General features: G+C 66.5%; 1 protein-coding gene. It reads right to left on the bottom strand.

Translation table 11 applies throughout. The features are described from left to right. Positions 1-91: 91 nt before the first annotated feature. On the bottom strand, positions 92-17,638 hold the full coding sequence (locus AB0366_RS20810) for a non-ribosomal peptide synthase/polyketide synthase (RefSeq protein WP_366245604.1): 17,547 nt from the start codon (positions 17,636-17,638) through the stop codon (positions 92-94). Positions 17,639-17,650 lie beyond the last annotated feature (12 nt).

The raw sequence follows: 17,650 nt of genomic DNA on the forward strand, positions 1-17,650 counted from the left end.
ACACAACCACCTCAGTGACGCGTGTCGAGAACGCTCACCGTCTCTACGGACGGTTGTTGTTCAGGGCCGAAGTCTATCGACCAGAACGCATTCAGCCGAACCGTGGCGCGCCGTGTATCGACACACCGACCGGTCGTTCGGCCTCCTCCGCATCACCGTCCACGATCACCAGAGCCACCAGGTCGTCGAGATCGTCCGACTCCAATTCCGCGACCGCGGTGGCTTCCGCCGCAGTCACGAATGCGTGCGTCATCCATTCGGCGACGACGAGATCGGCGGAGTCTTCGGATGATTCGGCCCGATCGACCACCAGCACAGCGCCGACCGAAGCAGCCATCACACCGGCGAACCACGCTGACGGAGAGGTGATCGCTGTGGGTACGCCCAGTCGCGACTCGTAGTCGATCCCGTACTCCCCGACCGCCCGAACGGCCGCGGCAGCAAGGGCACCGTGGCTCACCGTAGCGCCGGACGACCCGTCCACCACCAGAGCCGGGCTGTCGGCCGAGAGCACGGTGACGCGGTCGGTGTACGTGATCGGACGAGCCGATCGGCCAGTCACCGAGCTGGCGGTCGCCTCGTCACCGAGATCGACGACCGAGGAGACTCGATCCCAGTCCTGCGCCCCACCGGTGTCGACGACGACTACGCTCGCGCCCACCCTGACGGCACTGTCGACGTCGTCCACCAGGGCCAGAGCGCCGCCCGCCTTGACCACCGCCCACCGGGCCACGACGGATTCGACTGCGTCGTCGACGACGACGGCAACCGTGACGTCGGGTCCGACGTTGCGGTCGATCAGTTCACGGGCCAGGCGTGACGAACGTCGGTCGAGCTCGAGGTACGTGGTTTCCTCACCTGCAGAGGACAACGCCGGGGCCTCCGGATCCGCCTCCACGGTCGCAGCGAGCAATTGAGGCAAGGTTCGACCGGCCGCCGCGCCGACGGCATCGGCGACCGGTGTCGGGGATGCAGTCAACGCTGCCCGCTCGTCGTCACCGAGATCGTCGATCGCACCGACCTTGATTCCCGGAGCCGCCGCGACGGCGTCGGCGATCCTGACGAAACGCTCGATCATCGCCGATACGGTCGACTCGTCGAACAGGTCTGCGGCGTAGGCGAACTCGACCGCAAGGTCTGGTTCGCCCCCGGTACCGGCTGCGGGCCTGGTCTGCACCGTTACCTGGAGATCGAACTTGGCGGTCGGCTCGAATCCTTCGACGGGCTCGACGGTCAGGGCAGGCAGCTCGAAGCGAGCCTCGCCCAATGGTTCGACGGACAGCACGGTCTGGAACAGCGGGCTGATTCCGGGGGTTCGGTCCTGCCCGATGACGTCGACGACGTGCTCGAACGGCACATCCGCGTTGCCGAATGCCCGCAGGTCGCTTTCCCGAATGCTGCGCACGAGATCCTCGAACGTCGCGTCCGGATCGACGCTGGTACGAAGCGCCAGCGTGTTGACGAACATTCCGACGATGTCGTCGAGTTGTTCGTCTCCCCTACCGGCAATCGGAGTTCCGACGGCGAAATCCCGTGCACCGCTGGTTCTCGCCAGTAATACCGCGAGGACGCTGTGCAACACCATGAACAGAGTCGCGTTGTTCGATCGTGCGATGTCGACGAACGCCTCGTGGGTCTGCGCGTCGAGGTGTGCGCGGACACTTCCGCCGTGCAGCGAGGGCTCTGCCGGTCTCGGCCGATCCCACGGCAGTGCGATCACCGGGGTGATACCGCTCAGCTCGGTGCGCCAGAAGTCGACCTGCCGATTCGCTGCGGAACCCGGATCGTTCGTCGAACCCAGCACCTCACGCTGCCACAGCGTGTAGTCGGCGTACTGGATCGACAGCGGTGCCACCGAGGGAACCGTGCCGACTGTCGCGGCGAGATACGCGGTCATCACGTCGCGAGCCAGCGGTGCCATCGATGCTCCGTCGCCACTGATGTGGTGCATCACGATGACGAACACGTACTGCATGTCGCCGTCGTCCGTTCCGGCGAGTCGAAACAGTGCCCCACGCACCGGAGGCGCGGCGGTGACATCGAAGCCGTCGTACACCAGTCGACGCACCCGATCGGCGATGTCGGCTTCGCCCGTGGCGTCGATCGGATCCAGGTCGAGAGTGGTGGCCCGAGCGTCGAGGACCTCCTGGAACGCAGTGCCGTCGGAATCCTCGGGATAGCGGGTTCGCAACGTCTCGTGCCGCTCGATCGCCCACGTCGCGGCGGCCTGCAATGCGACCACGTCCAGGTCGCCGATGAGCCGCAGGGCGAGCGGCATGTTGTAGGCACCCGAGTCCGGGTCGAGTCGATTCAGCACCCACATCCGCTGCTGCGCGAGCGAGAGCGGTACCCGCTCGTCGCCCGTCCTGGGTCGAAGCGGCACGCGATGCACCGTTCCCTGGAGGTCCGTGCGCGCTGCGAGCGCCGCGACTGTCGAGTGCTCGAACAGCTCGCGCACACCCACCTGCTTGCCGAGACCAGCGGTGATGCGCGCCGCTGCCCGGGTGGCGGCGAGCGAATTCCCGCCGAGCGCGAAGAAGTCGTCGTCCGATCCCACTCGATCGATACCGAGCACGTCCGCGAACACGTCGGCGATGGCGATCTCCGTCGCGGTCACCGGAGCACGGAACTCACGCGCCTCGAACACCGGCTCCGGCAATGCTTTTCGATCGAGCTTGCCGCTGGCGTTCAGCGGGAACTCGGCGAGCACCATGATCTGCGTCGGCACCATGTAGCCGGGAAGTCTGCTGCCCAGGAAGGTGGTCAGCTCGCCCACGTCCACCGACGCACCGGAACGAGGAACGACGTAGCCGACCAGGATTTCGCCCGACGCCGTCGACGTCACCAACACGGTCGAGCGGTCGATTTCGGGGTGCGCCGTCAACGCCGCCTCGATCTCACCGAGCTCGATGCGCAGGCCGCGCAGCTTCACCTGGAAGTCGGTGCGGCCGATGTAATCGAGCTCGCCGTCGACGTTCCACCGGACCAGGTCGCCGGTCCGGTACATCCGAGTACCCGGTGCTCCGTACGGATCGGCAACGAACCGGTCTGCGGTCAGATCCACTCGCCCGAGGTAGCCGCGGGCCAGCTGAACTCCCGCGAGGTAGAGCTCACCCGCTACGCCCACCGGCACCGGTCGCAGCCGTGCGTCCAGCACGGTCACTCGGGTATTGGCCACCGGCACACCGATCGGTACGCCGGCGACGTCGGCCGCGGTGACGCGGTGGTAGGTCACGTCCACCGCGGCCTCGGTGGGGCCGTACAGGTTGTGCAGGTTCGCGTTCGGCAGTGCCGTACCGATTGCCGAGGCGACCGAGACCGGCAGCGCCTCACCCGACGCGAACAGCATGCGCAGGCTCGAACACCGGGAGACTCCGTCCGCGGCCGCGAACACGGCCAACATCGACGGCACGAAGTGTGCGACGGTGACCGACCGCTCGGTGACGATCTCGATCAGATATGCCGGGTCGCGATGCCCGTCCGGCTTCGCTATCGCTAGTTCTGCGCCGATCTGCAACGGCCAGAACAGCTCCCACACCGACACGTCGAACGTGACGGGAGTCTTCTGCAGCACCACGTCATCGACGGTCAGACCGTACTCGTCCTGCATCCACACGAGCCGGTTGACGATGGCGGCGTGCGTCACGGCAACCCCCTTGGGCCTGCCGGTCGAGCCCGAGGTGAAGATCACGTATGCGACGTCGTCGGAGAGCAGCGCGCCGCGGCGTTCGTCGGCGCGAACCGCATCGGTGGCGAATCCGGTGAGATCGACGGAATCGACCTCGATTCGCGGTGCGACCGATGAGACCGATTGCACGGCAGACGAATCCGCTTCCGTGGTCAGAATCGCCACGGGATCGGCCGTCGCCAGGATGTACTCGACGCGCTCGGCCGGCTGGTCGGGATCGATCGGGACGTACGCCCCGCCCGCGGTCAGCACCGCGTAGACACCGACGAGCATGTCCACCGATCTCCGCATGGCGATGGCGACCATCGTTTCCGGGCCGACGCCCTCGCGGATCAGCAGCCGCGCAAGCGCGTTCACTCGACCCGCGAATTCCGCGTACGTCACTCGATCGTCCTCGAAGGAGACCGCGATCCGGTCCGGGGACTGCGCCACCCGACCCTCGAACATCGACACGAGCGTTGCTGCGGGGTCGATCTCGCGGGCAGTGTCGTTCCACTCGTCGAGTATCCGTGTGCGCTCCACGGTGTCGAGCAGGTCGATGTCGACAACCCGGCGCGTGGGGTCGGCGGCGAACGTAGCGAGAAGCGAGACGATGCGCGCCAGGATCGATTCGACCGCACGGGTGTCGAACAGGTCGCTGATGTACTTCGCCGTCAGCGTCACTTCCTCGTTCGCCACCACCAGCAGGGTCAGCGGGTAGTGGGTGTTGTCGTTGGAGCCGACACCCTCGACGGTCATGCCGTCGATCGATGCGGCCTGCTGCGCCAACTCCGCTTCGTTCACCGGGTACGACTCGAACACCGTCAGCGTGTCGAACAGGTTGCCCAGCCCCGCATCCCGCTGGATGTCCGCCAATCCCACGTGGTGGTGATCGAGCAGATCGGCCTGCTCACCCTGGAGCCGCGTGAGGTACTGCTCCACGGTGTCGTGAGCATCGAGGCGAACTCGCACCGGAATGGTGTTGATGAACAAGCCGATCATCGATTCGACTCCGGGCAGGTCCGCGGGACGACCCGACACCGTGGCCCCGAAGACCACGTCGTCGCGGCCCGTCATCTGCGCCAACAGCATTCCGTACGCGGCCTGTACCAACGTGTTCACGGTGACGCCGACGCGTCCACCGAGCGCGATCAACGCTGCGGTGGCCTCCGCGTCGATCCGCACCTCGGTCTCCGCCGATCGGGTGGAGATCTCGCGGCCCAGGGTCGGTGGAGTCAGCAGTGTCGGTTCGTCGACGCCGTCGAGCGAACGGGCCCACGCCTGCCGGGAGGTCTCCGGGTCGCGCTGACCGAGCCACTGCAGGAACGAGCGATACGAGCGCGGACGCGGCATCGACGAGGTGTCGCTACGGACGGCGTAGAGGTAGAGCAGCTCCTTCATCACCAGCGGCAGCGACCAGCCGTCCAGTAGCACGTGATGGTTGGTCATCGCCAGTCGGTACGTCGTGGGCCCGAGGCGAATCAGCAAGAACCGCAACAACGGGGCGGTGGTGATGTCGAAACGCTCCCGCTGATCCTCGTCCAGTGCCGCCGCGATCGCGGCGGCGCGCGCTCTCTCCGCGACACCGCTGAGATCGACTGTGCGCCAAGGCAACCGCACACCCTGCTGAACTATCTGCACGCTGTCGCCGTCCGCGGTCACAGCGAACACGGCGCGGAGGTTCTCGTACCGATCCAGCAGGGCCTGCGCAGCATCGCGCAGACGCTCCTGATCGACCTCGCCTGCCAGGTCGAGCACGACCTGCATCGTGTAGACGTCCAGCGAGGTGTCGGCGAACAGGGCATGGAACAGCAAGCCCTGTTGCAGAGGCGACAGCGACCAGATGTCCGTCAGCTCCGGGTACCGCGCCTCGAAGGACGAGATGTCGGGCTGTGCGAGCCGCACCAGCGGCACGTCGGACGGCGTCAAGCCACCCGAGCCGGGGGCGTCGGCATGCGCCGCGAGCGCGGTCAACGCGTCCGACCACAGTTGCGCGAGCCGCTCGACGGTCGCCTCGGTCACCGCCCCGGTCGGGAATGCGAACGAGGCGCTCAGTACGCCGCCCTCGTCGGTGTCGAGGACGATGGCGTTGATGTCGACGGTCTTGTTGGCCGCCATGTCGGCGTCACCGGCCGCCGACAGCTCGTTGTCCGCTGCGGGTAGCCATCCGAGCGACTTCATCTCGTCCGGCACCTCGCCGGTGTTGACGCGTCCGAGGTAGTTGAAGCTGATCTGGCCGGTGCCGAGTTCCGCCAGTTCCGCTGCGGTCTCGGAGTTCAGGTAGCGGAGCAGTCCCCAGCCCATGCCTCGATCGGGCAGCGCCAGCATCTGTTCCTTGACGGCCTTGACTGCATCGCCGAGCTGCGGCCCACCGGTGAATGCGGCATCGACGTCGATACCGGTCAGGTCGAGGCGCACCGGGAACAAGCTGGTCAGCCAACCGACTGTGCGTCCCAGATCGGCTCCCGGCACCACTGCTTCCTCGCGGCCGTGCCCTTCGAGCTGCACCAGCGTGGCCGGTGCCGAGATTCCGTGCTCCGCACGCAGTTTCGTGACCGCCAGCGCCAACCCGGCGAGCAACCCGTCGGCGACGCCACCGCGGAAGATCTCCGGCACGGTCGTCAACAGGCTGCGGGTGACCTCGGGTGTCAGCTCGACATCGACCCTGTCGAGGGTGGCAACGACGTCGAGTGCGGGATCGAAGGGACGGTCGCCGAGAACCGGGTCCTCGGTGTCGGCGATCCGACGCCACATCGGCAGTTCCGCCAGGCGCGCCTGACTCGATGCCGCATCGACCAACGCATGCGTCCACCGCCGCATCGACGTTCCCACCTCGGGAAGAGTCGCGGCCGCTCCCGCGGACAACTGAGCCCACGCGGAGACGAAGTCGGGAATCAGGATTCGCCAGGACACTCCGTCGATCACGAGGTGGTGGGCGATGACGGAGAGCGTGCCGGCTTCGGTTGGACCGCGATCGACCCAGACGAAGGCCAGCATGCGCCCGGCCGTGGGGTCGAGTGTTCCGACAGCGGAATCGAATGCCGTTGCAGCGGAATCCGTGTCGGCCTCGGTCAGCATCGAGCCCGCATCGACACTCCCTGGTGCCGCCGCGTCCAGCCCCCACCCGCGGTCGTCGTGGACCAGGGTGGAGCGCACCACGTCGTGCCGATCGATCACGGCGTTCAGCGTCGCGAGAATTCCGGCTCGGTCTATGCCGATCGGCAGTTCGAGCGTGACGGCCTGGTGGAAGCGCGACCAGCCTCCACCGCGCTCGATCAGTGCAACACCGAACGGCGGCAACGGCATCCAGCCGATTCCCCCGCCGTCGAGTTCCTCGAGCACGACGGCGTCGCTGCCTTCACCGACGGTCACCGCGATCTCGGCGAGACCCGCGACGGTCTTGCGCTCGAACACATCTCGTGGTCCGAACTGGATCCCCCGTGCCTTGGCACGGGAGACCAGCTGGATGGAGACGATACTGTCGCCCCCGAGCGCGAAGAACGAATCGTCGACGCCGACGGTGTCGAGCCCAAGCACGTCCGCGAAGACCTCCGCGATGATGCGTTCGGTATCGGTACTGGCGGTGCGATACTCGGCGTCGCTGCCGAATTCGGGTTCGGGTAGAGCTCGTCGGTCGAGCTTGCCGTTCGGGCCGAGCGGCAATGCGTCGAGAACCACGAGACCGGCGGGAACCATGTACTCGGGCACCGATGCGGCGACGGCGGCGGTGACCGTGTCGGTATCGATCGTCGTCCCGGCGGCGGGCACGAGGTAGCCCACGAGAATTTCACCGGACGACGGTGTCTGCCGAACCAGCACCACGGCCTGATCCACGGACGGGTGTGCTGTCAGTGCGGCCTCGATCTCACCCAGTTCTATGCGCAGTCCGCGCAGCTTGACCTGGAAGTCGGTGCGGCCGAGGTATTCCAGCTCACCGTCGGCGTTCCACCGAACGAGGTCTCCCGTGCGGTACATCCGCGAGCCTGCAGTTCCGTGCGGGTCGGCGACGAACCGGTCGGCGGTGAGATCCGCTCGCCCCAGATATCCACGAGCAAGTTGAACTCCGGCGAGATACAGCTCCCCGGGTACCCCGACCGGGACCGGGTGCAGGCGTGCATCGAGCACGGTGACTCGGGTATTCCAGACCGGAGCACCGATCGGGACCGACGCGATGTCGGCCGGCATCACGCGGTGGTAGGTGACGTCGACTGCGGCCTCGGTCGGGCCGTACAGGTTGTGCAGTTCGGTGGTCGGCAGCGCAGCGCGCAGGGCCGAGGCAACCGAGGCAGGTAGCGCCTCGCCCGAGGCGAAGACCGCACGCAGTCCGGTGCAGTTCGTGACGCCCTCGGCGGTCGCGAACACCGCGAGCAGCGACGGCACGAAGTGGGCAACGGTGATGCCTCGTTCGGCGACGGTACTCACCAGATAGATCGGATCCCGATGGCCGTCGGGTTCGGCGATCACGAGTTCGGCACCGATCTGCAACGGCCAGAACAATTCCCACACCGACACGTCGAACGTGACCGGTGTCTTCTGCAGCACCTTGTCGCTTTCGGTGAGTGAGTACTCCGCCTGCATCCACAGCAATCGGTTGACGATCGACTCGTGGCTCACCGCGACGCCCTTGGGACGGCCGGTCGATCCGGACGTGAAGATGACGTAGGCGATGTCGGCGGGCCGCAGCGGTGCGATGCGCTCGGCGTCGGTCATCGGTGCGGCGGACACACCTGTGGTGTCGACGGCGTCGACCAGGATTCGGGTGACATCGGATCGGAGCGCGGTGCCGTCCCGCTCCGTCGTGAGCAGGACCACCGGTGCCGCGGTGTCGAGGATGTACCCGATCCGTTCGGCGGGCAGATCCGGATCGACCGGAACGTAGGCCCCACCTGCGGTCAGCACCGCGTAGATACCCACCAGCATGTCGACCGATCGCCGCATGGCGGTCGCCACGACGGTTTCCGGACCTACCCCTTCCGAGACGAGTACTCGCGCCAGTGCGTTCACGCGGTCCGAGAACTCGCGATAACTCACCCGTTCGTCGCCGAAGCTCGTCGCGATGTTCTCCGGGCTCGCCGCAACCCGTGACTCGAAGAGAGACACCAGCGTCTCCGCCGCATCCACCTCGTGCCCGGTGGCGTTCCACTCCTCCAGGACGCGGGATCGCTCACCGTCCTCGAGAATGTCGACGTCACCGACGATGCGATCCGGATCGTCGACGAGAGTGCCGAGAACACGCACCAGGCGACGCGCGAGCGAGCTCATGGTCGACTCGTCGAACAGATCTATGGCGTAATCGAATTGGACGTCGATACCGGCAGGAGCGCCGGATTCGTCGACGTTCTCCCACAGCGTGACCTGCAGATCGAACTTGGCGAACGCGCTGCCCAGATCGATGCCCTCGACACCGAGCTCGGGCAGCGTCAGCGTCTGCCGTTCGAGGTTCTGGAAGGTCAGCATGACCTGGAAGATCGGATGCCTGGCCTGAGACCTGTCCGGTGCCAGCTCGTCGACGAGCCGCTCGAACGGCACGTCGGCGTGCCCGAATGCACCGAGATCGGCGTCTCGGACGAGCGCCAGCTGCTCGCGCAACGAGGCCGCCGGGTTCACCCCGGTACGCAGTGCGAGCGTGTTGACGAACATGCCGACGAGTCCGTCCAGGTCGGCGTCTCCTCGGCCTGCCACCGGGGTCCCGATCGTGACGTCGTCGGTTCCCGCCATCGCCGACAGCAAGACGGCCAGGGCGGTGTGCACCACCATGAAGTTGGTGGCATTGGTCGATCGCGCGACGCGGGCGATGTTCGACTGCATAGCCGCATCGATGGAGAAGTTGTATGCCGCACCGCGATAGGACGCCACGGCGGGCCGTGGACGGTCGGTGGCGAGATCGAGCTGCGCAGGCGCTCCCGCGAGGACCGAGGTCCAGTACGCCAATTGCGCTGCCAGTGGCGACTCGGGGTCGTCCGCCGAGCCGAGGACGTCCCGTTGCCACAACGTGTAGTCCGCGTATTGCACGGCGAGCGGTGCCCACTGCGGGCTCTCCCCCGCTGCGCGGGCGGTGTAGGCGAGCATCACGTCGCGGGTCAGCGGCCCCATCGAGAAACCGTCTGCGGCGATGTGGTGCGCCACGAATGCCAGCACGTACTCGGACTCGCTCAATCGCAGAATCCGAACCCGAACCGGAACAGCACGGGTCACGTCGAATCCCGCCGAGACGAATCTCCGCAGGACCTGCTCCACGGAGTCGGCATCGACGTCGTCGACGGCTACCGTCACCCCCGCCTCGGCAGTACCGAGGACCACCTGACTGCCTCGTCCGTCGACCTCGGGGTACACGGTGCGCAGAATCTCGTGCCGTGCGAGGACATCGCGGACCGCGCTCGACAGAGCATCGACATCGACGTTGCCGGACAACCGAATTGCCACCGGAATGTTGTTCACGGCAGAGGTCGGATCGAACTGGCTCAGGAACCACATGCGCTGCTGCGCCATCGACAGCGGCACCACGTCGGGCCGCGGGCGTGCCGTGAGCGCCCGTCGTGCACCGGTGCCCACCTTGGATTCGACGGCACGGGCGAGCGAGAGAACCGTCGGCGATTCGAAGATCGATCGCACCGGCACCTGAGTGTCGAGTGCGGCTCCCAGTCGGGAGACCACCTGGGTCGCGATCAGCGAGTTGCCGCCGAGTGCGAAGAAGTCGTCGTCCAGACCGACCCGTTCCACCGAGAGCACCTCGGCGAACACCGCCGCAACCGCTTCTTCGACCGGGTTGGTCGGTGCGCGGAACTGTGCCGCCTCGAACTGCGGCTCCGGCAACGCTTGTCGGTCCAGCTTCCCGTTGGCGTTGCGCGGCAACGCATCGAGGACAACGAAAGCCGACGGAACCATGTACGACGGCAACCGGCCGGACAGAGCAGAGCGCAACCTGTCGGAGTCCACCGTGGCACCGACAGCGGGCACGACGTAGGCCACGAGGCGCGCACCGAGTCCGGTGTCGTCGAGCGCAAGCACCGCAACGTCGCCGACCTCGTTCAGAGACCCCAGTGCGGCATCGATATCGCCGAGTTCGATGCGAAATCCACGAATCTTCACCTGGAAGTCGGTCCGGCCGACGTACTCGAGTTCGCCGTCCTTGCGCCAGGTGACCAGGTCGCCGGTGCGGTACAGCCGTCCGCCCGGAGTGAACGGGTCGGCCACGAATCGCTCCGCGGTCAGGTCCGGCCGCGCGACGTAGCCTTCGGCCAGCTGCGCGCCCGCGAGGTAGAGCTCGCCTGCTACACCCACCGGTACCGGTGCGAGGCGAGAGTCCAGGACGTAGACCCGGGTGTTCCATTCGGGTCCACCGATGGGCACGGAGGTACCGGTCGTCCGAACGACGCGATGTGCGGTGACCGATACAGCGGCTTCCGTCGGGCCGTACAGATTGTCCAGTCGTGCTTTGGACGCACGCAGTGCGCGGTCTGCGGTCGCGACCGGAAGCGCCTCCCCGATCGCCAGGATTCTCTTCAGGCTCTTCGGAAGTGCTCCCGCCGACGCAGCGACGAGGGCGTCGAGCACGGAGGGCACGGTGTGCAGCGTGGTGACCGATCGTTCGGCGATCAGGTCCACCAGATAGGCCGCATCACCCTGTGCACCGGCCTCGGCGATCACGACGGCACCGCCGGAGATCGTGGCCACCCAGAATTCCCAGACCGACAGGTCGAATGTCGCCGCGGTCTTGAGCAGCACCCGGTCGGTGCTGTCGAGTCCGTAATGCTCTGCCTGCCAGAGCAACTGGTTGACGATCGCGCGGTGGCTCACCGCGACGCCCTTGGGTCGACCGGTCGAACCGGACGTGAAGATGACGTACGCGGTGTTCGTTGCGCGCAGCGGCGAGGTGCGCTCGGAGTCGGTGACGGGCGCATCGGACACCACCGCACTCGAACCGTGCAGCCTGTCGTCGGTGTCGACCGACACGACCGGCACCGTGCCCGTATCGATGTCGACTCCGGTAGTGCCGAGCACCAGCGCCGGAGCGGCGACCTCGAGGATGTAGGTGTTCCGCTCGGCGGGCTGATCGGGATCGATCGGCACGTAGGCACCGCCGGCCTTGGTGACCGCGTACATGGCCACCAGCAACTCGACGGACCTGCGGATCGCTAGGGCCACGGTGACCTGTGGGCCGACGCCCGAGGCGATCAGAACCCGCGCCAGCCGGTTGATCCGTGCGTCGAACTCGCGGTAGGTCAACGACTCTCGCGCGTCGATCAGTGCGATCGCGTCCGGGTCCGCCTGCACCCGACGGTCGAACAGTGTCGACAGGGTCAGCTCGGAATCGACCGGATGCGCGGTGTCGTTCCAGTCGCGCAGAATCGTGCTGCGCTCCGCCGCAGTGAGGACATCGAGATCCCCGACGACGACCGAGGGGTCGTTCGCCACGGTCCGCAGTACCTCGACGAATCGCTCGACGAAGCCGTCGATGGTCGATCGGTCGAACAGGTCTGTGGCGTAACTGAATTCGGCTGCCAACTCGGCCGGCGAACCATCCGGGGCGTACTGGTCCGATATCGACAGCTGCAAATCGGTCTTGGCCGTCGTCGTGTCGGCATCGACCGCACTGACCGTCAACCCGGGGAGCTCGAACGTCGAATCGGCGAGATTCTGGAAGCTCAGGCCGATCTGGAACAACGGGTTGCGGGCGGTCGAGCGGACCGGGTTGAGCACCTCGACGAGGCGCTCGAACGGCACGTCCGCATGCGCGAATGCGGACAGGTCGCGTTCACGCGACTGCGCGAGCAGTTCCTCGAACGTCATCGACGGCTCGACCGTAGACCGGAACACCAGCGTGTTGACGAACATGCCGATCATCGGATCGAGGGCACGCTCGCCGCGCCCGGCGATGGGGGTGCCGATGGCGATGTCCTCGGAACCGGAGAGCTTGGCGAGGAACACTGCGAACGCCGAGTGCACCACCATGAACAACGTGGACTGATGTGCGCGTGCGAGTTCGGCGAGACCCTCGTGCAGTCCCGCGTCGACGGTGAAGCGCACCGTATCGCCGCGGAAGCTCTGGCTCGGCGGGCGTGGGCGATCGGCGGGAAGCGCGAGCTGGTCCGGCAGCTCGGCCAGAGCACGCTTCCAGAACGAGACCTGCTGTGCAGCAACAGAATCAGGATCGGATTCGGAGCCGAGCACGTCACGCTGCCACAACGCGAAGTCGACGTACTGCACGGGAAGAGGTTCCCAGTCCGGCGCGCTACCGGTCGATCGCGCGGTGTACGCAGTCATGATGTCCACTGCCAACGGGCCCATCGAGGCACCGTCCGCCGAGACGTGGTGGACGACGAATGCGAGGACGTACTCGGCATCGGCCACGCGGAACAGTCGGGCATCGACGGGCACCTCGCTCGTGACGTCGAAGCCGCGTCCGAAGAATTCTCCGACGACCGTCACCACATCGGCCTGCCCACCGGCTGACAGGTCACGGACGGTCAGATCCAGGGATACCTCGGAGGCCGGAAGTACGTGCTGGTAAGGACCTTCGGGTGAATCGGGGTACTGCGTCCGCAGAGATTCGTGGCGTTCGAGGACGTCGAGAACAGCCGATTGCAACGCAACGACATCGAGGTCACCCGACAACCGGACCGCGAACGGGATGTTGTCCACCGACGACGTGGTGTCGAACCGGTTCAGGAACCAGTAGCGCTGCTGGGCCGACGACAGGGGCGGGCGCTCCGGACGCGGCCGCGGTGCCAGTTCCGCCCTGGCACCGGATCCGACAGCTGTCTCCACGTGCGCCGCCAGGGCCGCAACGGTGGGGCTCTCGAACAATGCCCGCACCGGCACCACGGTGTCCAGGGCCGCGCCGAGACGAGACACGACCTGCGTCGCGATCAGCGAGTTACCGCCGAGCGCGAAGAAGTCGTCGTCGAGCCCCACCCGGTCGATACCGAGCACACCGGCGAACACACCGGCGACGGTCTCCTCGATCGCGGTGGTGGGCGCTCTGAACCGACCGGCCTCGAACACCGGGGCAGGTAGGGCGGTCCGGTCGAGCTTGCCCACCGGGGTCAGCGGGATCGCATCGAGAACGACGAGGGATGCCGGAATCATGTACCCCGGCAGGGACTTTCCGATGAACGCGGCAAGTTCCTCGACATCGATCACGCTGCCGCGCACGGGCAGAACATAGGACACGAGAGTGGTGACGCCGGAGGGAAGCAGGTGACCTACCGTCACTGCGAAATCGACGCTGGGATCGGCGGCGAGCGCCGAGTCGATCTCGCCGAGCTCGATGCGGAACCCGCGCACCTTCACCTGGAAGTCGGTACGCCCCACGAACTGCAGCTGCAGGTCGTCCGTCCACCGCACCACGTCACCGGTGCGGTACATCCGTGCGCCGTCGATGCCGTACGGGTTGGCCACGAATCGGTCCGAGGACAGACCGGGCCTACCGAGATAGCCGCGGGCGAGCGCACCGCCCGACAGATAGAGGTCACCCGCGACACCGGTCGGAACCGGTTCGAGTCGGGAATCGAGGATGAGCACGGACATGCCGTGAATCGGTCGACCGATGGTGATCGGCTCGCCGGGCGTCAACTCGGCGAAGCTGGAGATGATCGTCGTCTCGGTCGGTCCGTAACCGTTGAAGTACTTGCGGCCCGGTGCCCATCGGGCGAGCAGTTCGGGAGTGGTCACATCGCCGCCGACCGAGAGCACTTCGAGCGAATCGATCCCGTGCGGGTCCATGGTCCCCAGCACAGCCGGCGTGATGATGGCGTGAGTGACCTTCTCCGCCTTCAGTAGATCGGACAACTCGGTGCCGCCGAGAATCGACGCCGGCACGATCACCAATGTCGCGCCGACCGAGAATGCCGCCATCCACTCCAGAACCGACGGATCGAAGTTCGGCGAGCAGACGTGCAGAAAGCGTGAAGGTGGCGAGAGGTGGTACAGATCGGTTGCTGCGTCGAGGACGCCGCCGAGACCGGCGTGCGTGACGACAACGCCCTTCGGCTTGCCGGTCGAGCCCGAGGTGTAGATGAGGTAGGCCGGGTTCTGGAAGGTGACGGGTCGCAGGCGGTCGGCGTCGGTGACCGGCTCGGCAGACCGAGTGCGGACCTCGGCCACGAACTCGTCGTCGTCGACGCTCACCCAGCGCAGATCCTGCTGTCCGGCGGCGAGCCGATCCGAGTGCTCCCGGGTGGTCAGTCCCAGTACGGCCTCGGAGTCCGAGACCATGTGGGCGATGCGATCCTGCGGATACGTGGGATCGACGGGCAGGTGGGCCGCACCCGACTTCGCCACTGCCCACACCGCAAGCACCATCAGGTAGGAGCGTTGAAATCCGAGTGCCACAACGGATTCTGGGCCCGCGCCACGTTCGATGAGCACCCGCGCGAGCTGCGAGGAGGTCGCGTCGAGTTCGGCGTAGGAAATCGACCGGCCCTCGTACCTGATGGCGACGGCCGACGGATCGAGGGCGGCTCCGGCCGTGAGGATCTCGGCCAGGGTGCCGCCGGCCAACACGTCGTCACCGTGCACGTGAGTGAGGCGGTCGTACTCGTCGTCGTAGAGGATCGACAGGTCGCCGACCGGAACATCCGGTGTGGCGGCGACCGCGTCGAGCAGCCAACGGAATCGGCGCGAGAACACTTCGATCGTGTTCTCGTCGAACAGATCTCTCGCATAGACGAAACTGGCCGCAAGGCCGGTTCCGTCGGGCTTCTCGTGCAGGGTCAACGACAGGTCGAACTTGGCGGTGTCGACCTCGACGTCCACGGCGGAGACCGTGAGTCCCGGAAGCTCGAAGTGGCTCGGCGGGAGATTCTCGAAGGCGATCGCCACCTGGAACAGTGGATGACGGGCCGTCGACCGTTCGGGCTCGAGCAGATCGACGAGCCGCTCGAACGGTATGTCCGCGTGCGCGAACGCCTCCAGGTCGACGTCACGGACCTGTGCCAGCAGCTCGGTGAATCCTCGGCTTCGGTCCACTTTCGTTCGCAGCACCAAGGTGTTGACGAACATGCCGATCACATCGTCGAGCACTGCCTCGCCTCGGCCGGCCACGGCCGTACCAACGGCGACGTCGTCGGAGGTCGACATTCGCGCCAGGAACAGGGCTAGGGCGCTGTGGACGACCATGAACAACGTGGTTCCGGTCGACTTGGCGAGCTCGACCAGCGACGCGTGCACATCGGCACCGATGTCGAACTGGAATCGCCCGCCCTCGTAGGACTGCACGGCCGGACGTGGTCGGTCGTAGGGCAACGTCAGCTCACTCGGCAGGTCCGCCAGTGCCGTGCGCCAGTAGTCGGCCTGCGTTGCCATCAGGCTGCCCGGTTCGGTGTCGTCCCCCAGAACCTCGCGCTGCCACACGGCGAAGTCGGCGTATTGCACCGCCAGCGGTGTCCACGCGGGAGAGTCTCCGGCCACTCGGGCCACGTACGCAGTCATGACGTCGCGGGTCAACGGCCCCATCGACCAACCGTCGGCACTGATGTGATGTACGACGAACACGAGCACGTACTCGTCGTCCGCGACTCGAAAGAGTCTGGCGCGCAACGGAGCCGACTCCGTCACGTCGAAGCCCTCGGACGCGAACGCGATGAGGTCGCCGATCACCTGTTCCGCCGAGGACGCGGTCGGGGTCAGGTCCGGTGCGACCGACGCGGCGGGCAGCACCACCTGATGCCCGGTGCCGTCCACGCTCGGGTACACGGTGCGCAGCGCTTCGTGCCGGTCGAGGACATCGATGACGGCGGACTGCAGCGCCGACACGTTCAGCGCACCGGAGAGCCGGATGGCCACCGGGATGTTGTTGACGGCGGATTCGGGCTCGAATCGGTTCAGGAACCACATCCGCTGCTGCGCAAGGGACAGCGGGATCCGCTCGGGGCGCTCCTGCGGCACCAACGGTGCCGAGGCACCTGTTCCGACATGGCTTTCCAATGCTGCCGCCAGGGCCGCAACAGTACTGGCCTCGAACATCACCCGGACGGGCACGGTCGTCCGCAATTCGGTACCCAGCCGCGAGGCGACCCGAGTTGCGACGAGCGAGTTTCCGCCCAGGGCGAAGAAGTCGTCGTCGACGCCGATGCGATCGATGCCGAGAACGGCAGCGAACACCTCTCCGACGATCTCTTCGAGAGGATTCGACGGAGCTCTGTACTCGGTTGCCTCGAAGTGCGGATCCGGCAGCGCTTTTCGATCGAGCTTGCCACTCGCACCGAGCGGGAACTCGGCCAGTTCGACAAGTGCGGCCGGAATCATGTACTCGGCCAACCGTTCACGCAACGCTCCGAGGACCTGGCTGTGGTCGACCGATCCGTCGGCGGGAACGACGTAGCCCACCAACTGGTCTCGGCGGACCACCACCACCGCTTGCGCGATGCCGGACAGTTCCAGCAATGCCGATTCGATCTCGCCGAGTTCGATGCGCAGGCCGCGCAGCTTCACCTGGAAATCCGACCGACCCACGTATTCCAACTCACCACCGGGAAGCCACCGCACCACATCACCGGTTCGGTACATCCGAGAACCGTCGGGCCCGAACGGATCTGCGACGAAGCGGTCCGCGGTCAGATCCGGGCGGCTCACGTAGCCGCGGGCCAGCTGCGTACCGGCGAGATAGAGCTCGCCGGTCACCCCTGCCGGTACCGGAACCAGGTGCGAGTCGAGCACGTACACCGAGGTGTTCCACACCGGCGCACCGATGGGCATCACGTCCGAATCCTCGTCCGTGACAGCGTGATAGGTCACGTCGACGGCAGCCTCGGTGGGACCGTACAGGTTGTGAAGCGACAACTGCGGCAGGGCGGTACGCAACGCATGCGCCGTCGTGGGAGGGAGTGCTTCGCCCGAGGCGAAGACCAGGCGAAGCGATTCTGCAGCGTGCGGCGCGCGCCGCGCTTCGGGTACGAACACCGACATCATCGACGGCACGAAATGCACCACCGACACATGCTCACGAGCAATCACATCGAGCAGATACATCGCATCCCGATG

The sequence above is a fragment of the Rhodococcus sp. NPDC076796 genome (assembly GCF_040702765.1).
Lineage (GTDB): Bacteria > Actinomycetota > Actinomycetes > Mycobacteriales > Mycobacteriaceae > Rhodococcoides.

Bases quoted from the DNA above. Each gene is read 5' to 3' on its own strand.
- AB0366_RS20810 (WP_366245604.1), bottom strand. From the start codon at position 17,638: ATGTATCTGCTCGATGTGATTGCTCGTGAGCATGTGTCGGTGGTGCAT.